Below are 18632 nucleotides of genomic sequence, written 5' to 3' on the forward strand. Positions count from 1 at the left end.
TGCGCGCGCGGACACCCGCCAACGGCACCCGATAACCTCGGAGCCGTGACTTTCAACCCGCAGCACTGGCGCCCGGTTCCCGGTTTCGAGAACCTGACCGACATCACCTATCACCGGCATGTCACCCAGGGAATCGTCCGGGTGGCGTTCGACCGGCCCGAAGTGCGCAACGCCTTCCGCCCGCACACCGTCGACGAGCTGTACCGGGCCCTCGACCACGCCCGGATGACGTCCGACGTGGGCGCCGTGCTGCTCACCGGCAACGGTCCCAGCCCCAAGGACGAAGGCTGGGCGTTCTGCTCCGGCGGCGACCAGCGCATCCGCGGACGCAGCGGATACCAGTACACCGAGCAGGACGCGACGACCGGCCGCGCCGGCGAAACCGCGGACACGGTCGACAAGGCCCGCGCCGGGCGACTCCACATCCTCGAGGTCCAGCGGCTGATCCGCTTCATGCCGAAGGTCGTCATCTGCCTCGTCAACGGCTGGGCCGCGGGCGGCGGTCACAGCCTGCACGTCGTGTGCGACCTGACGCTCGCCAGCCGCGAACACGCCCGGTTCAAGCAGACCGACGCCGACGTCGGCAGCTTCGACGGCGGATACGGCAGCGCGTACCTCGCCAAGATGGTCGGCCAGAAGTTCGCCCGCGAGATCTTCTTCCTCGGCGAGACGTACACCGCCGAGGAAATGCACCAGATGGGCGCCGTCAACAAGGTCGTCGACCACGCCGAACTCGAAGACGTCGCGATCGACTGGGCCACCAAGATCAACGGCAAGTCCCCACAGGCCCAGCGCATGCTCAAATACGCGTTCAACCTGCAGGACGACGGCCTCGTCGGGCAGCAACTGTTCGCCGGCGAGGCAACCCGCATGGCATATATGACCGACGAGGCGGTCGAGGGCCGCGACTCCTTCCTCGAAAAGCGCGAACCCGACTGGAAGCCCTACCCCTGGTACTTCTGAGAGCCCATCTCGCTACGTGTACTCGACCGACATGCGGTCGATCGTGCCGTTGAACGGGAACGGTTTCCTGTCGTAGTAGTCCAGCGACACGGGGGAACCGAGGCAGGTGCCGACGTCGAGGCAGTCGTTGGCTGTGAACAGCAACGGCGCACTCACCGGCACCTGCCCCTCCCCGACGACACTGCCGTCGACGAAGAGCTGCACGTTCAGCGGGCCACCGGGCCGCGCCTCCACGAACTCCGTGACCACCTCCACCTTCCGGGTGCCCGGCGGAAGCGGAACGGTCGACCGAATCTTCGTGCGCATCAGGATGAACAGGTTGTACTCGTAACAGAGGCAGCCGTCGTCGACGAAGCACGTGAGCCCACCCGCGTTGCTCCCCAGTGCGTACAGCACTCCGCTCGGATCCTCCGGCGCGGAGAGGTCGAGGGTGACCCGGTTGTTCCTGTTACCCAGCGCGGGCGCGCAGAACTCGGGCATGCGGACCGTGTCACCGGAGAACTCCCAGCTCGTGTACGGCGTCGAGATCCGCTGCTCGGGATGCAGCGCGACCACCCACAGCGCGCCGCCGATGGGGAGCACGTTGTTCTTCGCCGCCTCGATCACGAACAGTTCCCGCAGTTGCGCCAGCTTCTCTGGGTACTGCTCGGCGAGATCCCGGTTCTGGGTCCAGTCCTCGTCGAGGTTGTAGAGCTCCCACACGTCGTCGTCCGGGCTCCAGTCGCGGATGCCGCCCGGCATACCCACCGCCCACGGTGCGCGCGGACCGAACGCGGACGCCATCCAGCCGTCGTGGTAGATCGCCCGGCTGCCCATGATCTCGAAGTATTGGGTGAGCTTCCCACCCGTGGCATCGCGGTCGACCAGGGTCTGCGCGAAACCCGCACCGTCGATCGGGTCCTGCGGAACACCGTTCACCGTCCGCGGCGGAGTGATCCCGACGATGTCGAACAGCGTCGGCATCACGTCGTTGCAGTGCAGGAAATGCGTGCGGGGCAACGGGTCCGGAGTCACCTTCGCAGGCCACCGGGCGACCATCGGGTTGCGGGTGCCACCGAGATGGGAGGCCAGCAGCTTCATCCCCTTGTACGGTGCGCTGCCCGCCCACGCCCAGCCCGCGTGATACATGTTGTCGGTCTTCGGCGACCCCAGGACGTCGAGCCCACCGAGTTCCTCGAGCGCCGCGATGTGCTGCGCCGGCGTGGTCGGAATGCCGTTCTGCGCCAACAGTTCGCTGATCGTGCCGTTCTGGCCCTCACCGGAGGAGCCGTTGTCGCCCCAGATGTACAGGACCAGGGTGTCGTCCCGGTACCCCAGCCGGTCCAATTCGTCGAACAGCCTGCCCACCTGGACGTCACAGTGCTCGGCGTACCCGGCGGCCACCTCCATCAGTCTGCGCTGGAACGGTTTCTCGTCCTCCGGAATGTCGTCCCACGCCGCCATGGTGGGGTCGCGGTCGGTCAGCTCCGCCTCCGGGGGAATCCAGCCCTTCTCCTTCGCCCTCGTGAAGACCCGCTCCCGGTAGGCGTCCCAGCCGTCGTCGAATTTCCCGGCGTACTTGTCGGCCCACGGTTTCATGATGTGGTGCGGTCCGTGCAGGCAGCCGCTGGCCCAGTACATGAAGAACGGCTTGTCCGCCTCGAACGCCTTGTGCCTGCGCAACCAGCCGATCGCGTCGTCCGCGAGATCCTCGCTGAGGTGGTAGCCCTCCTCCGGGGTCTTCGGGGGCAGCACCACCGTCGTGTTCCGCACCAGGTTCGGCTCGTACTGCGACGCCTCGCCGGCGAGGAAGCCGTAGAAGTACTCGAACCCGAGACCGGTCGGCCAGTTGTCGAACGGACCGGCGGCGGTGGTCTCCTCGGCGGGAGTGTTGTGCCATTTCCCGAATGCGGCGGTGCTGTACCCGTACTGGCGCAGCACCTCGGCCCCCGTCGCACTCGACCGCGGGATGTGGCCGGAGTAGCCGTCCCAGTCGTTGGCCAGCTCCGCGATCTGCCCGTTCCCGACACGGTGATGGTTGCGTCCGGTCAGCAGCGACGCGCGGGTCGGCGAACACATTGCGGTCGTATGGAATCGGTTGTAGCCGACGCCGTTCTGCAGCATCGCGTCGAGCGTCGGGGTGTTCACCTCACCTCCGAGTCCGCTCGGCAGACCCGGCCCGGCGTCGTCGATGAGGACGATCAGAATGTTCGGGGCGTCGTCGGGGAGCCGCCGTTCCTTCGGACTCGGGCTGTAGACCGACTCCTGCATGGTCCTGCCCGCGATGCTTCCCGACGGCGTCGGCGGAAACGGCAACGACTCGCCACCCGGTATCGGCTTCCCTGTCACGCTCGAACTCATGGCCCAATCCCCTCGTCGTCCACAACTGTCAATCCAGTGCAGCACCGGGAGAACACGCGGGAGTAGACCCTCGGAGGGTGAATTACGCGCCCGGATTCGCCGCGTCGGCAGGAGAGGGCGCGCGGCGTCCTCGATTCGGGCACACTGACCCACATGAGCATCGACCGCGAGCTCCCCGCGCCGGAACACCGCCGTCCGCCCGGTGTGAGCGACGACACCGTCGCCGCGCTCGGGAAGTTGTCCGAGGCCCTCGAAACAGTCGAACGCGCCCGCGGGCACCTCTACTCGTTCCATCAGCTGATCGGCCACGCCGATCTCCAGCTCGGTGAGGCCGTCGACGCACTGCGGGACGCGGGTCACGCCGACGTCGCGGACCGGGTGCAGTCCGAGCTCGTCGGTCGCAACGTCGTCGAGGGCCGGTGGACGTTCCAGATCGTCGAGGAGTTCGACGACCAGTACTGGTCGCCACTGCGCGAGCACGAACGTGGCGCACGTCACGAACTCGCGGACGGACGGCGGCACCTGTTCGAGGCCGAAATGAAGGAAGACCGACGCACACACGGCCGGACGGGACACGAAGCCCGGCCCGGCGAAGGAGGGTGACGGGTGGAAATCCTCAGCAGCAGGACGATTCTGCGGCCGCGCGACTACGCGACGACGCTGAGCTTCTACCGCGACATCCTCGGGCTGGCCATCGCCCGCGAATACCCCGGGGGCACCGTGTTCTTCGCCGGTCAGGGCCTGATCGAGGTTGCCGCGCACGGCGGAACGGGCGAGTCGACGTCCTTCGACGGCGCCCTGTGGCTGCAGGTTCGCGACCTCACCGCGGTCCAGACCGAGCTGGTCCTCGCCGGGGTGAAGATCGACCGCGAGGCCCGGCAGGAACCGTGGGGGCTGTTCGAATTGTGGATCGCGGACCCCGACGGCATCCCGATCGTGCTGGTGCAGATCCCGGAGGATCACCCCATCCGCCGCGACTCCCGTCCGAAGGATGAGAACTGACGGAAGGCCATACGCAGGAGTGATCCGGTACACCAGACGTCAGCTGTACTTTTTCGGTTGAAATCCGCACAATCTGGGTGTGACCGCAGAGCTCGTAGTTCTCCTGGTGGTAGTCGTCACCGCCCTCGCTTTCGATTTCACGAACGGCTTTCACGACACCGGCAATGCAATGGCCACCTCGATCGCGACGGGAGCTCTGCGACCCAAGGTCGCTGTAGCGCTCTCCGCATCGTTGAATCTCGTCGGCGCGTTCCTGTCCGTGGAGGTTGCGGCGACAGTCGCCAAGGGCGTGGTGAACCTGGGAGAAGTGGGCGGCGAGGATCTGCTGCTCATCGTGTTCGCGGGCCTGGTCGGTGGCATCATCTGGAATCTGGCGACGTGGCTGCTCGGCCTGCCGTCCAGCTCTTCGCACGCACTGTTCGGCGGTCTGATCGGTGCGGCCATCGCGTCCATCGGCATGAGCGGTGTCGAGTGGGGCGGCGTGCTCAGCAAAGTCGTCGTTCCCGCCGTCCTCGCCCCCGTGGTCGCGGCGCTGGTCGCCACCGCGGGCACCAAGCTGATCTACCGGATCACCTCGGGCGTGCCGGAGGGCACCAAAGAGCACGGGTTCCGGATCGGCCAGATCGGATCCGCCTCCCTGGTGTCGCTGGCCCATGGAACCAACGACGCCCAGAAGACGATGGGCGTGATCTTCCTCGCACTGGTCGCGCACGGAAGCCTGTCCGCCGACGACGAGATGCCGTTCTGGGTGAAGCTCAGTTGCGCGATCGCCATCGCCCTCGGCACGTACCTCGGCGGCTGGCGCATCATCCGCACCCTCGGCAAGGGACTCGTGGAGATCGCCGCTCCCCAGGGGATGGCCGCGGAGTCCTCGTCCGCCGCCATCATCCTCACGTCCAGCCACCTCGGGCTGCCGCTGTCCACCACCCACGTCGCGACCGGATCCATCCTCGGCACCGGACTCGGACGCAAGGGCGCCGAGGTCCGCTGGGGCATCGCGGGACGCATGGCCGTGGCGTGGCTGGTCACGCTGCCGTCGGCGGCGATCGTCGGCGCGGTGTGCTGGGTCATCGCCCACCTGATCGGCGGTCTGCCAGGCGTTCTCGTTGTGTTCGCCGCGCTTATCCTGCTCGCCGGATTCATGTACCTGCGCTCCCGCCTGCAACCGGTGACGTCCGGCAACGTGAACGCCGAATGGGAGTCCGGCGACGCCCCCGGTGCCGCCACCGAACCCACCGACCGTCCCGAACCGGGCGTGGCCGAGACCGCGGACTCCGCCAGTCCCGCCACGAACCGCTGAGGGGTCTGCCATGACACTGCTGACCACCACCATTCAGTCGCTCTGGCAGGTCGTCCTCGTCGGTCTGCTGTTCGGCGCCGGCCTGCCCGCGATCTTCGCGCTCGGACTGCGGTCACTCGGCGGCGCCGACACCGCCGAGGGAACCTCGCAGCCGACCGTCGCAGCCCGGATCGGCGCCTATGCCTGCTTCGCCGTGGTGCTGATCGCGATCATCACTGGGATACTTCTGTTGATGAAGGACTTCCTGGCCACCAGCTTCGGTATCCACATCTTCTGAGCGGCGACCACGAGTCCCCGTTCCATCGACGAAAGAGGCCGAACGCGTGCCAAAGAACTCACTTAGCTCCGTGCTCGACTGGCTCCGCGCCGGGTACCCCGAGGGAGTCCCGGCGAAGGACCATTTCGCGTTGCTGGCCGTGCTGCGTCGCCGTCTCACCGACGAGGAGATCGAACAGGTCGTCGCGCTGTCGATCGAAACCGCTCACGAGACGCCGCAACGCCACGTCGACTACGACAACATCCGCCGCCTCATCAGCGAGATCACCCACGAGGAGCCGTCCGAGGAGGACGTCGCGCGGGTGACGGAGAACCTCGAGGCCGGGGGCTGGCCGGTCGGTACCGACGCCGAGAACGGCGAAGGCTCCGACGACGCGGAAGAAACCCGCGACGCAGGCTAGCCATGAGCCTTCCACCGTTCCTCTCCTCCATCATCGGCTGGCTGCGCGCCGGCTACCCGAACGGCGTGCCCGAGCAGGACTACATTCCGTTGTTCGCGCTGCTCACCCGCCGCCTGTCGGAAGACGAGGTGGACGCCGTCGCCGACGCCCTCGTCGAGGAGGGCGACCTGCCCATCGAGAAGACCGACATCCAGGTGCTCATCACGAAGGTCACCGACGAGTTGCCACTGGAATCGGACGTCGACCGGGTGCGCAGCAACCTCACCGCAGGCGGCTGGCCGCTTGCCGGGCCTGCACAGTGAGCGAACTGCGGGTCCTGCCAGTCCCCCCCGGCGCCGGGGTTCTCGGGATCCTGCCGCAGCTGTCAACGGTCCTCGACGGGACCGCGCCCGCCGCGCTTCCCGTGCCCGCCGCGGACGAGCGGGAGACCCGGCGGTTGACGGACGCCCTGCGGCCCGGGGACCCGATCGACGACGGTGTCGCACTCGTGGTCGCGACGTCCGGGACGACGGGCGTGCCGAAGGGGGCGATGCTCTCCGCGGCGGCCCTTCGCGCCAGCGGTGAGGCGACGCACGCGCGGCTCGGCGGCCCGGGCGCCTGGCTGCTGACCCTTCCCGCCCACCACATCGCGGGCATGCAGGTGTTGCTGCGCAGCGTCCTCGCGGGCACCGACCCGGTGGTGATCGACGTGTCCGACGGCTTCGACCCCGGCGCGCTGCCCGCCGCGGTCGAGTCGATGTCCGGCCCCCGGCGCTACACCTCCCTCGTCCCGACTCAGCTGGTCAAGGCGCTCGACCACCCCGAAGCCGTGGCGTCGCTGGCCGCGCTCGACGCCGTCCTCCTCGGTGGCGCCGCCACCCCCGCCCCGGTTCTGCGTCGCGCCGTCGACGCCGGGATCACCGTCGCCCGTACGTATGGCATGAGCGAGACGTGCGGTGGTTGCGTGTACGACGGGGTGCCCCTCGACGGCGCCCGACTGAGAATCGACGGTGACGGCCGCGTCCTCCTCGGCGGCCCCATGCTGGCGTCCGGATACCGCGGCCTCCCCGACCATCCGGCCTTCGCCGAACCCGGCTGGTTCCGCACCGACGACGCCGGCACCGTCACCGACGGCGTCCTCGCCATCTCCGGCCGACTCGACGAAGCCATCTCCACCGGCGGACTCACCGTCGTCCCGCAAGTGGTCGAGGCGGCCCTCGTCGCCCACCCCGCGGTCCGGGAATGCGCGGTCATCGGCCTCCCCGACGAGCGGCTGGGGCGCCGCGTCGCCGCCGTCGTCGTCGCCGAATCCGGCACCGCACCGACACTCGCCGAACTCCGCACGTTCGTCGAACGCACCCTCGACACCACCGCCGCCCCCCGCGAACTCCACCTCGTCGGCGCCCTCCCCCTCCGCGGTCCCGGCAAGGTCGACCGGCGCGCGCTCGAAGCGCGGTTCGGCTAGGCGGTCGCGCCCGCTCGCGCGAAGTTGCACACCGATTCGTCAGATTCCGGCGCAATTGCGTGTGCTTCCGGCAATTCGGTGGGAAACGATGGCTCACCGACGCCGGGACCGGGCACACGCGCGCTCGAATCGCGCCTTCACGGCGTCGAACCGTTCGAGGTCCGCCCACACCCACCTGATCACCTCGAAGCCCGTGTCCCGTATCGCGTCCTCCCGCAACTTCTCCCTCGCCACGATGTCGCCCGCCTGCCCGGAGCCGAATCGGTACTTGCCCATGCCGTCGAACTCGCCGACAACTCCCCAGCGCTCCCAGAAGAAGTCGACGCGGCCGACGAACGCACCGCCGTCCGTGCGCACTTCGTGCTGCAGGTCGGGCGCCGGCATTCCGTATTCGCGCATCCTGATTCGGCTGAGCGACTCGCCGGGACTCTCGCTGCGGCCGTCGAACAGGGCCACCGCGCGCCGGGCCGCTCCGATGCCTTTCCGCCGGCCGTGCCGGTCCAGCACCGCCCGGACGTCGCCGATCGACACGACGCCGCGATGCAGGGCGGAGTCGCCGATCACGACGGCCTCGTCCAGCGATTCCGACCGCGCGACGTCCGCCACCGTTCGGGCGAGGGACGTCACCGCCACGCCGTCGATCTCGGTGACGTCGTCAGGACCGAGCGGAGCGATGTGCATGTGCAGCGTCGCGGTCCGTCGCCCGCCCGATCGACGCTCCCTGCTCAGATGCACCCGGTCGAGATTCACCGCGCCGACGTCGAGTCCGTGGAGGACGGCGGCGGACGCATGGCTGACCACGATCCCACCACCGTGCGCCACCACGGCAGCCGCGACCCGTGCGCGGTGCATCCCGACCGCGTCCAGTGCTATCGAGTGCTCGCCGTCGAGATAAGCGCCCGCAGCCACGGCAACCAGTTGTCCCTTCGCCCGCGCGCGGCGCAGTTCCGGGTCGGTCATTCCGTCGGCCAGTGCATGACGGCGAAAGATCAACTCCTGTGCTCTCATATCGAGCATCGTGCCCCTCGCTCGGTGGCGGCCGCGGCCGCCGACCAGGGCAAACAGCAGACCTGTGGATAACCGAAGGGCTGTGGAATTCCACACCCGCACACCGATTCGTCAGATGCCGACGCAATTGCCGCTGATTCCGGCGAATGCGTGTGAATCCGCAGCGTGGGGGTGTTCGTGAGCCCGTGCAAGAGTCGTGCAAGTCCGCTGCAAGTGGGGGCCTGCATCGTCTACGGCATGAACCTCACTGCAACTCCCCCAGCCATCGAGGCCGACGGGCTCGTGAAACTCTTCGGCCGTCAGCGCGCCGTCGACGGCGTGAGCCTGTCCGTGCCGACCGGGTCGGTATACGGAGTGCTCGGCCCGAATGGCGCCGGCAAGACCACCACGGTGCGGATGCTGGCGACGCTGTTGCGCCCGGACGGCGGCGAGGCCCGGATCTTCGGCCACGACGTGGTGCGCGAACCGAATGCGGTGCGCTCGCTGGTCGGTGTCACGGGCCAGTATGCGTCGGTCGACGAGGACCTGTCGGCGGTCGAGAATCTGGTGATCTTCGCCCGGTTGCTCGGGCTGAGCCGGGGTGACGCCCGCCGCAAGTGCACGGAACTGCTCGAGGAGTTCGACCTCACAGAGGCGGCGACGAAACCATTGAAGAATTTCTCCGGCGGCATGCGCCGGCGCCTCGACCTCGCGGCCAGCCTGATCGCCCATCCGCCACTGTTGTTCCTCGACGAGCCGACGACGGGCCTGGACCCGCGGACGCGCGCCCAGATGTGGGACACCATCCGCCGGCTGGTCGCGGACGGGTCGACGGTGCTGCTCACCACGCAGTACCTCGACGAGGCGGACCAGCTGGCGGATCGGATCGCCGTCATCGACCGCGGGAAGGTGATCGCGGACGGCACGGCCGACGAGTTGAAGGCGTCCGTCGGCGTCTCGTCGCTGCAGCTGACCCTGGCCGATCGCGGCCAGATCGACGACGCGCGTTCGGTGATCGCACACACCCTCGGCGTGGACGTGGCGATCACGCCGGAGATCGGCCGCCTCACCGCACCGATGACCGACCCGTCGCTCACCGTGGAACTACTGATCCGGCTGCGCGACCACGGGATCGCCGTCGACGAGATCACCGTCCAGAAGCCCAGTCTCGACGAGGTCTTCCTCACCATCACCGGCCACGGCGCAGAAGACACTGCCGCCGACGCCGATACCGAACGGAGCGTCGCATGACCACCACCCTCGGATCCCGCACTCATGCGGTCCCGCAACCGATTCCGGAGGCCCGGAACCGGATCAGCCTCGAGCAGTCCGTCGCCAACACGCTCACGATGGCGTACCGGGGACTGCTCAAGATCAAGCACAACCCGGAGCAACTGTTCGACGTCGTCGTCCAGCCGATCATCTTCACGTTGATGTTCACGTACATCTTCGGTGGCGCCATCTCCGGCGACGTCGCGTCGTACCTGCCGATCATCATCCCGGGCATCCTGGTCCAGACGGTGATCACCACGTCGATCGTGACGGGCACCCAGTTGCGGGAAGACATGGACAAGGGCGTCTTCGACCGCTTCAAGTCGTTGCCGATCGCCCGCATCGCGCCGCTGTCCGGCGCTCTCCTCGCCGACGTCGTGCGGTACGGCATCGCGACGACCATCACGTTCACCGTCGGTATCGCGATGGGGTACCGGCCGGGCGGCGGCGTCGTCGGGGTGGTGTCGGCCGGTCTGCTCGTCGTCGTGTGCGCCTTCTCGATCAGCTGGATCTTCGCGCTGATGGGCGTCCTGATGAGCAAAGCGTCTTCGGTGCAGGGCATCTCGATGCTCATCCTGTTCCCGTTGACGTTCATGTCCAACGCGTTCGTGCCTGCCGACACGATGCCGGGCTGGATGCAGGCGTTCGTGAACGTCAACCCCGTGTCGCACGTCGTGACCGCGGTACGTGAACTCGTCAACGACGGCCACTTCGGTGTCCACGTCGTGTGGTCGCTGCTCGGCGCCGCCGTGATCGTCGCGATCATGGCACCGCTGACGGTCCGGACCTACATGCGTAAGGCCTGACACGACAGGAACGAGCGAGCCGGTGGACGCGGGGTCCACCGGCTCGCTCCGCCTATTTCTCCGGTTCGGGAGCGTCCGCCTGCAACTCCCCCACCTCGGTCTTGAGGATCCGCATCGATCGTCCCAGGCCGCGGGCGGCGTCCGGGAGCTTCTTCGACCCGAACAACACCACGAGTACCACCGCGATGATCGCCCAGTGACTCGGGCTCAGCGCCCCCACTACTGCGGCTCCTCACCGTCGGGGTACACGGCGTCCACCTCGACCTCGACGAGCCATCCCGCGGCGGGCAGGCTCGCGACCTCGAGCGCGAACCGGCTGGGCCGCGCGGAGTTCCGCTCCATCGGGGCGGCCGGTTCCGCCGTGCCGAGCGGGACCAGTTCGGTGTCGCCGGTGTCGAGGTTGGTGTTCGCGAAGAACTGCCGGTAGGCACGGTTCCAGCCGGCGTAGTCGGCGCGGTCGGTGCCGGGGGCGTTGTCGAGGAACACCCGCATGGTCACGACGTCCTCGAGTGTCAGCCCCTGCGCCTCCAGGTTGTCGCGAATCCGCTTCAGCGCGTTGATGCCCTGCGCCTCGGTGATCGTGACTCCGGCCGGGAGCGTGCCTCCGGCGAACACGTCGGTGTCGATGTACGACTCCGGGGTGCCCTCGGGTGCGGTCTTGTTGGATGCGCCCGGCCCGATCCCACTCGACTTGTAGACGGCGGTGCCGCCACCGATCGCGACCCCCTGCGCGATCATCGGATTCGCCTCCCCTGCTTCGAGAACGGACTTGGAGACGAAGGTGCTACCGGGCGCCTCCGCGGCCGCCTCGTCGGAGGAGCACGACGTCGCCCCGGCGATCAGAGCGGAAGCGGCGAGCGCAGCGGTCACGGCCTTGGTACGAAAAGACTTCACAGTGCACAACTCCTGGTTCGGGGGAATGGGTCAGGCTTCCTGGGCGACGCGTTCGTGGATGTGGGTGACGACGTCGCGGGCGGACGTCAGCGCGCCGTGCTGCCAGGCGATGGCGTTGGACAGGTGGTCGCCGGCGAAGTAGATCTTGTCGACGGGTTCGAGCAGCTTCTCGTACTCGGGGGTGGCCGCCCCGCCGTGCGAGCCGCCGCTGCCCGCCCAGTTCGCCCACGCGCTCTCGGAGTACTTGGTGCGCCGCCAGCTACCCGAGAACGACGAGGAGATGTCGCGGGTGTACTTCTCGCCGTGGATCTCCGAGCCCTCCGCGATCGCCTTGGCGAGCCGCTGGCGGTGGGTGAGCGACTCGAATGCCTCCTGCCGCTTGCCGCTGCTGTAGTAGGCGACGACCACGCCCCGGTCGGAGTTGTAGTGGTCGTACGGGAACATAATCTGCGAGATGTCCTTGTCGGTGTTGGACGCGCCGCCGTAGATGCGGTCCTCCGTCTCCCACCACCGGCGCGAGTACTCGATGCCGAGCTTTCCGGACGACGACGGTTTCGCCGCCTTCAGCCCGGTGAGTACGTCGGCGGGCAGATTGTTCTGCAGTCGGCCGACGAGGTGCGGCGGGATCGTGCAGATCGCGTAATCGGCGGTGATCGACTTCCGCGCGCCGCCTGCGGTGTAGTCGACGGTGACACCGCCGGACACGTTCTTCATCGACGTCACTTCGGCGCCGAAGACGATGTTGTCGGTGCCGATCCGGTCCTGGAATGCGTAGTAGATCCGGTCCATGCCGCCGACCGGGGTGAACATCATCATCGCCTGGTCGTAGCCGAAGTCGAAGCTGAAGTTGCGGCCGATGCCGCTGCGGATCACTTCCTGCATCGCGAACGGCTTCTTCTCGGTGCCGAAGTTCAGTCCGGCTCCGGGTTCCGAATCGTAACCGCGGCGGGAGGATCCGAGGTAGCGGCCGTCGTCGGACAGGTCGCCGAAGTCGCTGAGGAATTCCGACAGCGCGTCCTTGTCCTCCCGGGACAGCACCTGATCCAGGGCGCCCTGATCGGTGGCCTTCTTCAGCAGTTCCGACATGTAGCCGAACGTGTCGGCCTTCGCCGCCCGGTAGGTGACGGACTGGCCCGACAGCGACGTGTCGCTCGCGTAGTTCACGAACGTGTTGGCGTTCTGGTTTCCGAAGCCCTGGATCTCGACGCCGAGTTCGCGGCAGTAGTCGAGCGTGATGTGGCTCTGCGGGATGCGGGTGGCGCCGACGTTGTAGAAGTAGCCGTCCGAGAACGTGCACTTCTGCGTCTCGCCGTTCAGGTCGGTCTCCTCGGTGCCGCCCCGGGCGGTCCACACGCGGCCGCCGGGCCGGGTGCGGGCCTCGAGGACCGTCACCGTGTAGCCGGCCTTCTGCAATTCGAACGCCGAACACAGTCCTGCGGGGCCGCCGCCGAGCACGACCACGGAGTGGCTGCCTTTCACCTTGCCGATGAGGTCGCCGGCAGCGAGCGGCTGGAAGGCGCGGGCGGGCGCGGCGGTCGACGGCGCGAGCCCGAGCGTCGACATCGCGCCGTACGCGAGTCCTGCGCCCCCGGTGGCCCCGAGGCCCTTCATGAAAGATCTTCGTGTGAATGCCAATTCGCGCTCCCATTCTTGCGCCCGGCGACCCGGGTAGGTTGTCCGGATTCATCCTGGGAGGGGCGCGAGTCGGGAAGTTGTCGGCGGCGAAACAGTCTGAGGCCACCGAGCGGGAACGGCCGCGGTCCGTTCTCACTCCCGGGTCGGCATTCGACCCGAAACCGAAACTTTTCCGCAACACGACGCGGCTAGTTTCACGCGCATGTCAGCACTTTCCGACGCCATCGCCCGTTCGTTCGCCACCGGCGAGCCCGCACGTGCGGCCTTGTCGCCGTTGCGTGCGCTGGGCAGGCGGCAACTGTCGGGTGTCGAGGTTCTCGCCCAGTCGGTGGCGACGACGGCGCCTGCGGTGTCGATGGTCGTGCTGCCCGTCACCATGTTCACCCACCAGATGCTGCTCAGCGGTCTGATCACGATCGTCCTCGCGACGGTGGTGGTGTCCCTGATCGCGGTGTGCATCTCGCAGTTCACGCGGCGCATGGCGGCCGCGGGCGGCCTCTACAGTTTCGTGTTCCAGGGCCTCGGTACCCGGGCCGCGCTGACGGCGGGCGTCGCGATGCTGACCAAGTACGTGGGCAGCGCGGTGATGACGCTGTACCACGGCGGTCAGGCCGTGATCGCGACGCTCGGCTTCTTCGGGGTGGAGTTGCGCGGGCCCGCCGAACGTCTCCTCGTGTACGCGGGGATCGCGATCGTGATCCTCGGCTGCCTGGTCCGTGGGGTGCGGTTCGCGGCGCTCGCCATCCTCGCCGTCGAATCGTGCTCGCTGCTGTTCATCGCCGGTCTGATGATCGTGACCGGCGCCGGCGGCCAGCACGCCGCGGTGCCGCCGTCCGATTCGCAGTACGGGCCGCTGCTCATGACACTGGCCGCGGTGTTCGCGCTCGCCGGGTTCGAGAGCGCCACGTTCTTCGGCCCCGAGGCCAAGCGGCCGCTCGCCACCGTCACCCGCACCGTGATGCTCACGCCGATGATCTGCGGCGGCCTGTTCATCTTCTCGGCCTGGGCCGCCTGGTCCGGTCGCACCGACACCCTGGTGAACGCGTACCTCCACGGCACCGCGACCGGGGTCGACCCGGCCGTGGTGATCGCCCTGAACCTCGGGTTGGGCGCGTCGTGGCTGGCGTCGGCGATGGCGTCGTCGAATGCCGCTTCGCGCCTGCTGTATTCGATGGGGATCGAAACCGTCGTCCCGCGCCTGTTCGCCCGGGTGCACCGCGGCTACCGCACCCCGTACGCGGCCCTGGCCGTCATCGTGTGCGTCGTGTGCGCGGGTGCCGCGACGTTCGGCGTCGTCGGTAAATCGGCCGCGTTCGGTCATGTGCAGTTGATCGCCAGGACGGCGGTGGTCGCGGCGTACGTACTGGTGGCGGTGGCGTCGGTGCGGTTCCTCAGCCGGATCGGGGAGCACACGCCCCTCGTCCTGGCGGCTGGAGTCGCGGGCAGCGCCGCAGGCGGAATCGTGCTGGCCTACATGCTGTTCGTGAACGTGGCCCACGGTTTCACGATGGTCCCCGCCGTGGTGCTGGCCCTGTTGCTGTCGGGTTCGGCGTGGCAGCTGTATCTGCAGTGGCGGCACCCGGCGAGTCTGCGGTCGATGGGTGTGTTCGACACCGCGGAGACGGACGACGTGCTGCCGGGGGCCGGGGTGTTCGCGACGGACGCCGCCGGGAACCTCGCGTTGACGGCAACTGGACGCACTCCCGGGTCCCGGTGATGGGCGCCCGAGCCGGGGAGATCGCGGGCCACGAACCACGCGCCGTGCAGAAGGCGCTCGCCCTGCTCGAGGCGGTCGCGCAACTCGGGTCCGGGGCGACGGCGAGAGACATCGCCGCGCACACGGGGATCCCCCAGGCCACGGCGTACCGGCTGCTCAATCTCCTGACCGCCGACGGCTATCTGGTGCGGATCGCGGATCTGTCCGGGTTCGCGCTGGGCCGCCGGACCCGGCAGCTGGCTGGGGCGGACACCGCACCGGACCCGGTCGACCACCACGCCGTCCTCGAGGAACTGCGGGAACAGGTGCGTTTCGGGATCCACCTGGCGTCGTTCGCGGGCGGCCGGGTGCGACTCGTCGACCGCGATCCCGACCACGAACTCAGCGGCGAGAACACGATCGCCGCACACCTGCACGCGTCCGCCATCGGCAAGGTCCTCCTCGCGTCCCGTCCCGAACTGGTGCCGCCGAGCCTGCGCCGGGTGACGTCGTCGACCATCACCGACTTCGCCGCGCTGCAGGCCGAACTCGACGCCGTCCGGCACACCGGTTCGGCCCGCGAGGTCGACGAGGTGCGCGTCGGCCGTAGCGCGGTCGCCGTGCCGGTGCACGACGCGCAGAACGCGGTGACCGGGTGCCTCGCGGCGATCGGGAAAACGGGACGGCTGGCGGTCGACGACCCGGAGCTGACCGACCTTCTACGCTCCTGCGCGGCGCGGGTCGGCGGACGGGTGCCGGCCTGACTCACCCTCGCGAATCACCGCGGCGAGCACATCCAGAATCTCGGTGTGCACCGCGCGACGTGACCACGCGCTGAACCTCGCCTGCGCAGACGTCCAGCGGTCCGCCTCGACGTTCTCGAGTGCGAACGCGACCTGCCGGCGGTGTTGCAGCGAGACACTGTCCTGCCGGGCGCGCGCCGGGACGGACAGTGCCAGCAGCGCGAGACCGCGGTCGGCATCACCGCGCGCGATCTCGAAACATCCGATGCCCGCCGCGACGGCGCCGGTGACCGGCAGATCCGGATATGCGCCGACACCCAGCCGGGACCGCGCCCACTCCGCGAGCTGCGGAACGGTGTCCACCACCATCTCGGACCGGCCGTGCAGCACGTGGGCAGACACCACCGAGGCCGCCAGCACGAGTCCGTACGGATCGGCGTAGGGCGCGGCCGTGATCCGGGGGTACATCAGGTCCAGCGCCTCCCGGTACCGGGCGAGCCCCCGTTCGACGTCGCCGTCCGCCAGATCGGCTTCCGCGAGACTGCTGATGGCGGATATCCGCCACTCGTCCTGCTGATCGTCGGTTCCCGCGCCGGGACCGCGATGCTCGAGCAGCGTCTCGGCCAGCACCTTGCGGCCCGCTTCCACGTCACCGTCCGCGATCAGCGCGGAGGCCTGGAAACCCCACAGCTGATTCGCCTCCTCCTGCGCGCCCAGTTTCCGCAGCCCATCGACTGCGACCTGATAGAACGACACCGCGTCCCGGTACCGGCCGGACTGGCTGTACAGCGAGCCGAGGAACTGTGCCGCCATCGCCGCGCCCCACACGTCACCGATCGAGGCGCACAGTTCGGAGACGGCCCGCGCGTCGCGCAGGGCACCGCGGAAATCGCCGAGGTTCTCCCGCATGCTGGCCCGCGCCGCCAGCGCCGCCGCATGGGTTTCCCGATCGTGCGAGCGCACCCCTTCCGCGACCGTCCTGGCATGCCGCCGCCCCGATCCCAGGGACAGGATGATCTTCACCGCGAACGAGGAGACCGGCGGCAGATCGGCGCGTCCGTGGAGGACGTGCCGCAATCGCGTCCGGGTGCGGGCGAGGGTGCGGGCCTGACCGCCGAACACCAGATGCATCGCCGCGAGCAGGAACGTGTACGCCACCAACTCCGAGTCGACGTCGCTCAGATCTGCGTCTTCCGTTGCCGCGAGGATCCGCGGCGTCCAGTTCATCACCTCCGAGTGCGCGCCCCGGATGGCCCACAGGCCACCCAGCACCGGGAACACGATCGCGACCGTCTCGGCGTCTCCGCGCTCCACCGCCCACCGGAGCACGGCGAGGAAGTTGTCGTGGTCGGCGTCGATGTCGTCGGCGAGCGCGACCTGGTCGGCACGGCACCGCACCAGCGCCTCCGACGCGAACGCGTTGACCCACACTCGCTGGCGGGCAAACACTTCCGGCTCCTCGGCGGCCTCGGCGAGTCGCTCCTCGCCGTATTCCCGCACCGTCTCGAGCATGTAGTAGCGCAGCGTGTCCGACGTCTCCGACACGGACAGCAGCGATTGGTTGACGAGGCCCTCGACGGCCTCCACGACATCGTCGACGCCGTCCCACTCCGCGATCGTCCGGGCGGCGTCGAGGGTGAACCCTGCCGGGAACCGGCACAGTCTGCGCAGCGCGATCTGCTGCTGCTCGCCCAGAAGCTGCCAGCTCCAGTCGATGACGGCGTGCAGGGTCCGGTGCCGTTCGGGCGACGTCGGGTCGTGCGAGCGCAGCAGCGCGAACCGGTGCTCGAGCCTGCGTCCGATGTCCTCGACGCTCATGCTGCGTACCCGCGCGGCGGCCAGTTCGATCGCGAGCGGCAGACCGTCGAGGGTGCGGCAGACTCTGCGCACGGTCTCCGGGTCGAGCCGCGCCGTGGGCCGTACGGCGCGCGCCCGGGTCGTGAACAGTTGCACGGCGGGCGCGTCGTCGTCGTCGATCGCGAGCGGCGGCAGCGGGTATACCGCCTCGGACGCGAGCATGAGCGGTGATCGGCTGGTCGCGAGGACGGTCAGCTGATCTCCTGCGGCCACCAGGTCGGCCACGACCTCGGAGCAGGCACCGACGACGTGCTCGCAGTTGTCGAGAATGAGGAGCATCGGCCCCGCCGAGAGCGCTTCCCGGAGCTTTTCCCGCGCGGAGTGGATACGGCTGAGGGTGAGCCGTCCGGGCGCGATGTCGATCTCGCTGAGGCCGAGGGTGCTGCTGATCGCCGCCACGACGTCCTCGCTGCTGCGCAGCGCCGCGAGTTCCACCAGCGCCACCGACGTCCGCGCGGCGGCCCGCGCACCCAGTTCGTGCGCGAGCCGGGTCTTGCCCGCACCGCCGGGTCCGAGGATGGTGACGACCCGCGAGGACGTGAGCAGTCCCTCGATCTCCACCACGTCGGTGTCGCGCCCCAGCAGGGCGTTCGGTGCTGCCCGGAGGCCGATGGCCGTGCGGTCCGGCGCCGCGGGGCGCCGGTCGTCCGACTCGGGTGCGCCGTCGCCGCGCAGGATCTCGGTGTGCAGGGCGACGAGGGCGGGCGACGGGTCCGCTCCCAGCCGATCGACCAGGCGCCTGCGGAAGGTCGCGAACACGTCCAGCGCCTCGTTGTCGCGACCGAGCCCGGCGAGCACGCGCATGAGGTCGGCGTGCGCCCGCTCGTCGAGGGGTTCGGCGGCCACGTGGGCCTGCGCCTGCGGCAGAGCGGCTTCCCAATCTCCGGCCTCCACGAGCGCCGCCCGGTCCGCGGCCTCGAGCCGGCCCCGGATCACCGCGGCGTCCGCTGCGAGATCCGCTGCGTACTCGCGCTGTGGCGGGGCGACCCGGGCGCCGACCTCCCCGAAGGTGCGGC

General features: G+C 68.9%; 18 protein-coding genes. 12 read left to right on the forward strand and 6 right to left on the reverse strand.

Annotation, left to right across the window (positions count from 1 at the left end; translation table 11 throughout):
- The first annotated feature begins 45 nt into the window (after window positions 1-45).
- Window positions 46-963 (forward strand): 1,4-dihydroxy-2-naphthoyl-CoA synthase, encoded by a 918-nt coding sequence (locus MLGJGCBP_RS00385; protein WP_160093639.1) that lies wholly within the window; start codon window positions 46-48, stop codon window positions 961-963.
- 12 nt (window positions 964-975) lie between these two features.
- On the opposite strand, the gene MLGJGCBP_RS00390 is transcribed toward MLGJGCBP_RS00385, so the two are convergent.
- Complete coding sequence (locus tag MLGJGCBP_RS00390; RefSeq protein ID WP_160093640.1) at window positions 976-3303, reverse strand: arylsulfatase; 2328 nt, start codon at window positions 3301-3303, stop codon at window positions 976-978.
- A 153-nt stretch (window positions 3304-3456) separates the two neighbouring features.
- Between MLGJGCBP_RS00390 and MLGJGCBP_RS00395 the strand changes: the two genes are divergently transcribed.
- The 7 genes from MLGJGCBP_RS00395 to menE all read left to right on the forward strand — a co-directional run bounded on the left by MLGJGCBP_RS00395 (window position 3457) and on the right by menE (window position 7726).
- A complete protein-coding gene (locus tag MLGJGCBP_RS00395) occupies window positions 3457-3906 on the forward strand; it encodes a hypothetical protein (RefSeq protein ID WP_160093641.1) in 450 nt (149 codons plus the stop codon).
- Window positions 3907-3909: 3 nt separating this feature from the next.
- The gene (locus tag MLGJGCBP_RS00400; RefSeq protein ID WP_087561621.1) at window positions 3910-4305 is read left to right on the forward strand and encodes a VOC family protein; all 396 of its coding nucleotides are present in this window, start codon (window positions 3910-3912) and stop codon (window positions 4303-4305) included.
- Window positions 4306-4384: 79 nt separating this feature from the next.
- Entirely contained in the window at window positions 4385-5605 is a 1221-nt protein-coding gene (locus MLGJGCBP_RS00405; RefSeq protein ID WP_160093642.1) for an inorganic phosphate transporter, read from the forward strand.
- A 10-nt stretch (window positions 5606-5615) separates the two neighbouring features.
- Entirely contained in the window at window positions 5616-5882 is a 267-nt protein-coding gene (locus MLGJGCBP_RS00410) for a hypothetical protein (RefSeq protein WP_087561623.1), read from the forward strand.
- 46 nt (window positions 5883-5928) lie between these two features.
- On the forward strand, window positions 5929-6282 hold the full coding sequence (locus tag MLGJGCBP_RS00415) for a DUF3349 domain-containing protein (protein WP_087561624.1): 354 nt from the start codon (window positions 5929-5931) through the stop codon (window positions 6280-6282).
- A 2-nt stretch (window positions 6283-6284) separates the two neighbouring features.
- Entirely contained in the window at window positions 6285-6584 is a 300-nt protein-coding gene (locus tag MLGJGCBP_RS00420; protein WP_087561625.1) for a DUF3349 domain-containing protein, read from the forward strand.
- The gene (gene menE / locus MLGJGCBP_RS00425; protein WP_160093643.1) at window positions 6581-7726 is read left to right on the forward strand and encodes an o-succinylbenzoate--CoA ligase; all 1146 of its coding nucleotides are present in this window, start codon (window positions 6581-6583) and stop codon (window positions 7724-7726) included. Before MLGJGCBP_RS00420 ends, menE begins: the two co-directional genes overlap by 4 nt.
- A gap of 93 nt (window positions 7727-7819) precedes the next feature.
- On the opposite strand, the gene MLGJGCBP_RS00430 is transcribed toward menE, so the two are convergent.
- Complete coding sequence (locus tag MLGJGCBP_RS00430; protein ID WP_160093650.1) at window positions 7820-8734, reverse strand: hypothetical protein; 915 nt, start codon at window positions 8732-8734, stop codon at window positions 7820-7822.
- A gap of 237 nt (window positions 8735-8971) precedes the next feature.
- Here MLGJGCBP_RS00430 and MLGJGCBP_RS00435 point away from each other — a divergent pair, with 237 nt between their 5' ends.
- Together MLGJGCBP_RS00435 and MLGJGCBP_RS00440 are read left to right on the forward strand one after the other, a co-directional pair.
- Window positions 8972-9964, forward strand: a complete 993-nt coding sequence (locus tag MLGJGCBP_RS00435; protein WP_072940429.1) for an ATP-binding cassette domain-containing protein — start codon at window positions 8972-8974, stop codon at window positions 9962-9964.
- A complete protein-coding gene (locus tag MLGJGCBP_RS00440; RefSeq protein WP_160093644.1) occupies window positions 9961-10791 on the forward strand; it encodes an ABC transporter permease in 831 nt (276 codons plus the stop codon). The genes MLGJGCBP_RS00435 and MLGJGCBP_RS00440 overlap by 4 nt, the downstream gene beginning before the upstream one ends.
- 52 nt (window positions 10792-10843) lie before the next feature.
- Here the strand turns inward: MLGJGCBP_RS00440 and tatA are convergent, their stop codons facing one another.
- From tatA to MLGJGCBP_RS00455, 3 genes are read right to left on the reverse strand one after another with little or no spacing between them, the layout of a single operon-like run.
- On the reverse strand, window positions 10844-11011 hold the full coding sequence (tatA, locus tag MLGJGCBP_RS00445) for a Sec-independent protein translocase subunit TatA (RefSeq protein WP_012688899.1): 168 nt from the start codon (window positions 11009-11011) through the stop codon (window positions 10844-10846).
- A complete protein-coding gene (locus MLGJGCBP_RS00450) occupies window positions 11011-11685 on the reverse strand; it encodes a RidA family protein (RefSeq protein ID WP_160093645.1) in 675 nt (224 codons plus the stop codon). Before MLGJGCBP_RS00450 ends, tatA begins: the two co-directional genes overlap by 1 nt.
- 30 nt (window positions 11686-11715) lie before the next feature.
- Window positions 11716-13296: a flavin monoamine oxidase family protein gene (locus MLGJGCBP_RS00455; RefSeq protein ID WP_160093646.1), complete on the reverse strand. Its 1581-nt coding sequence runs from the start codon at window positions 13294-13296 to the stop codon at window positions 11716-11718.
- Window positions 13297-13522: 226 nt separating this feature from the next.
- On the opposite strand from MLGJGCBP_RS00455, the gene MLGJGCBP_RS00460 reads away from it, so the two are divergent.
- Together MLGJGCBP_RS00460 and MLGJGCBP_RS00465 are read left to right on the forward strand one after the other, a co-directional pair.
- Window positions 13523-15037, forward strand: coding sequence for an APC family permease (locus MLGJGCBP_RS00460; RefSeq protein ID WP_160093647.1), 1515 nt, complete (start codon window positions 13523-13525; stop codon window positions 15035-15037).
- The gene (locus tag MLGJGCBP_RS00465) at window positions 15037-15780 is read left to right on the forward strand and encodes an IclR family transcriptional regulator (protein WP_160093648.1); all 744 of its coding nucleotides are present in this window, start codon (window positions 15037-15039) and stop codon (window positions 15778-15780) included. Before MLGJGCBP_RS00460 ends, MLGJGCBP_RS00465 begins: the two co-directional genes overlap by 1 nt.
- On the opposite strand, the gene MLGJGCBP_RS00470 is transcribed toward MLGJGCBP_RS00465, so the two are convergent.
- Window positions 15736-18632, reverse strand: a 2897-nt coding sequence (locus MLGJGCBP_RS00470; RefSeq protein ID WP_160093649.1) for an ATP-binding protein, incomplete at its 5' end; no start/stop codon positions are given. The two genes, MLGJGCBP_RS00465 and MLGJGCBP_RS00470, sit on opposite strands and share 45 nt — an antisense overlap.

It is taken from the genome of Rhodococcus sp. T7, from assembly GCF_009872365.1.
Lineage (GTDB): Bacteria > Actinomycetota > Actinomycetes > Mycobacteriales > Mycobacteriaceae > Rhodococcus_F.

Bases quoted from the DNA above. Each gene is read 5' to 3' on its own strand.
- MLGJGCBP_RS00390 (WP_160093640.1), bottom strand. From the start codon at position 3,303: ATGAGTTCGAGCGTGACAGGGAAGCCGATACCGGGTGGCGAGTCGTTG.
- MLGJGCBP_RS00395 (WP_160093641.1), top strand. From the start codon at position 3,457: ATGAGCATCGACCGCGAGCTCCCCGCGCCGGAACACCGCCGTCCGCCC.
- MLGJGCBP_RS00410 (WP_087561623.1), top strand. From the start codon at position 5,616: ATGACACTGCTGACCACCACCATTCAGTCGCTCTGGCAGGTCGTCCTC.
- MLGJGCBP_RS00420 (WP_087561625.1), top strand. From the start codon at position 6,285: ATGAGCCTTCCACCGTTCCTCTCCTCCATCATCGGCTGGCTGCGCGCC.
- MLGJGCBP_RS00430 (WP_160093650.1), bottom strand. From the start codon at position 8,734: ATGAGAGCACAGGAGTTGATCTTTCGCCGTCATGCACTGGCCGACGGA.
- MLGJGCBP_RS00435 (WP_072940429.1), top strand. From the start codon at position 8,972: ATGAACCTCACTGCAACTCCCCCAGCCATCGAGGCCGACGGGCTCGTG.
- MLGJGCBP_RS00440 (WP_160093644.1), top strand. From the start codon at position 9,961: ATGACCACCACCCTCGGATCCCGCACTCATGCGGTCCCGCAACCGATT.
- MLGJGCBP_RS00455 (WP_160093646.1), bottom strand. From the start codon at position 13,296: ATGAAGGGCCTCGGGGCCACCGGGGGCGCAGGACTCGCGTACGGCGCG.
- MLGJGCBP_RS00460 (WP_160093647.1), top strand. From the start codon at position 13,523: ATGTCAGCACTTTCCGACGCCATCGCCCGTTCGTTCGCCACCGGCGAG.
- MLGJGCBP_RS00465 (WP_160093648.1), top strand. From the start codon at position 15,037: ATGGGCGCCCGAGCCGGGGAGATCGCGGGCCACGAACCACGCGCCGTG.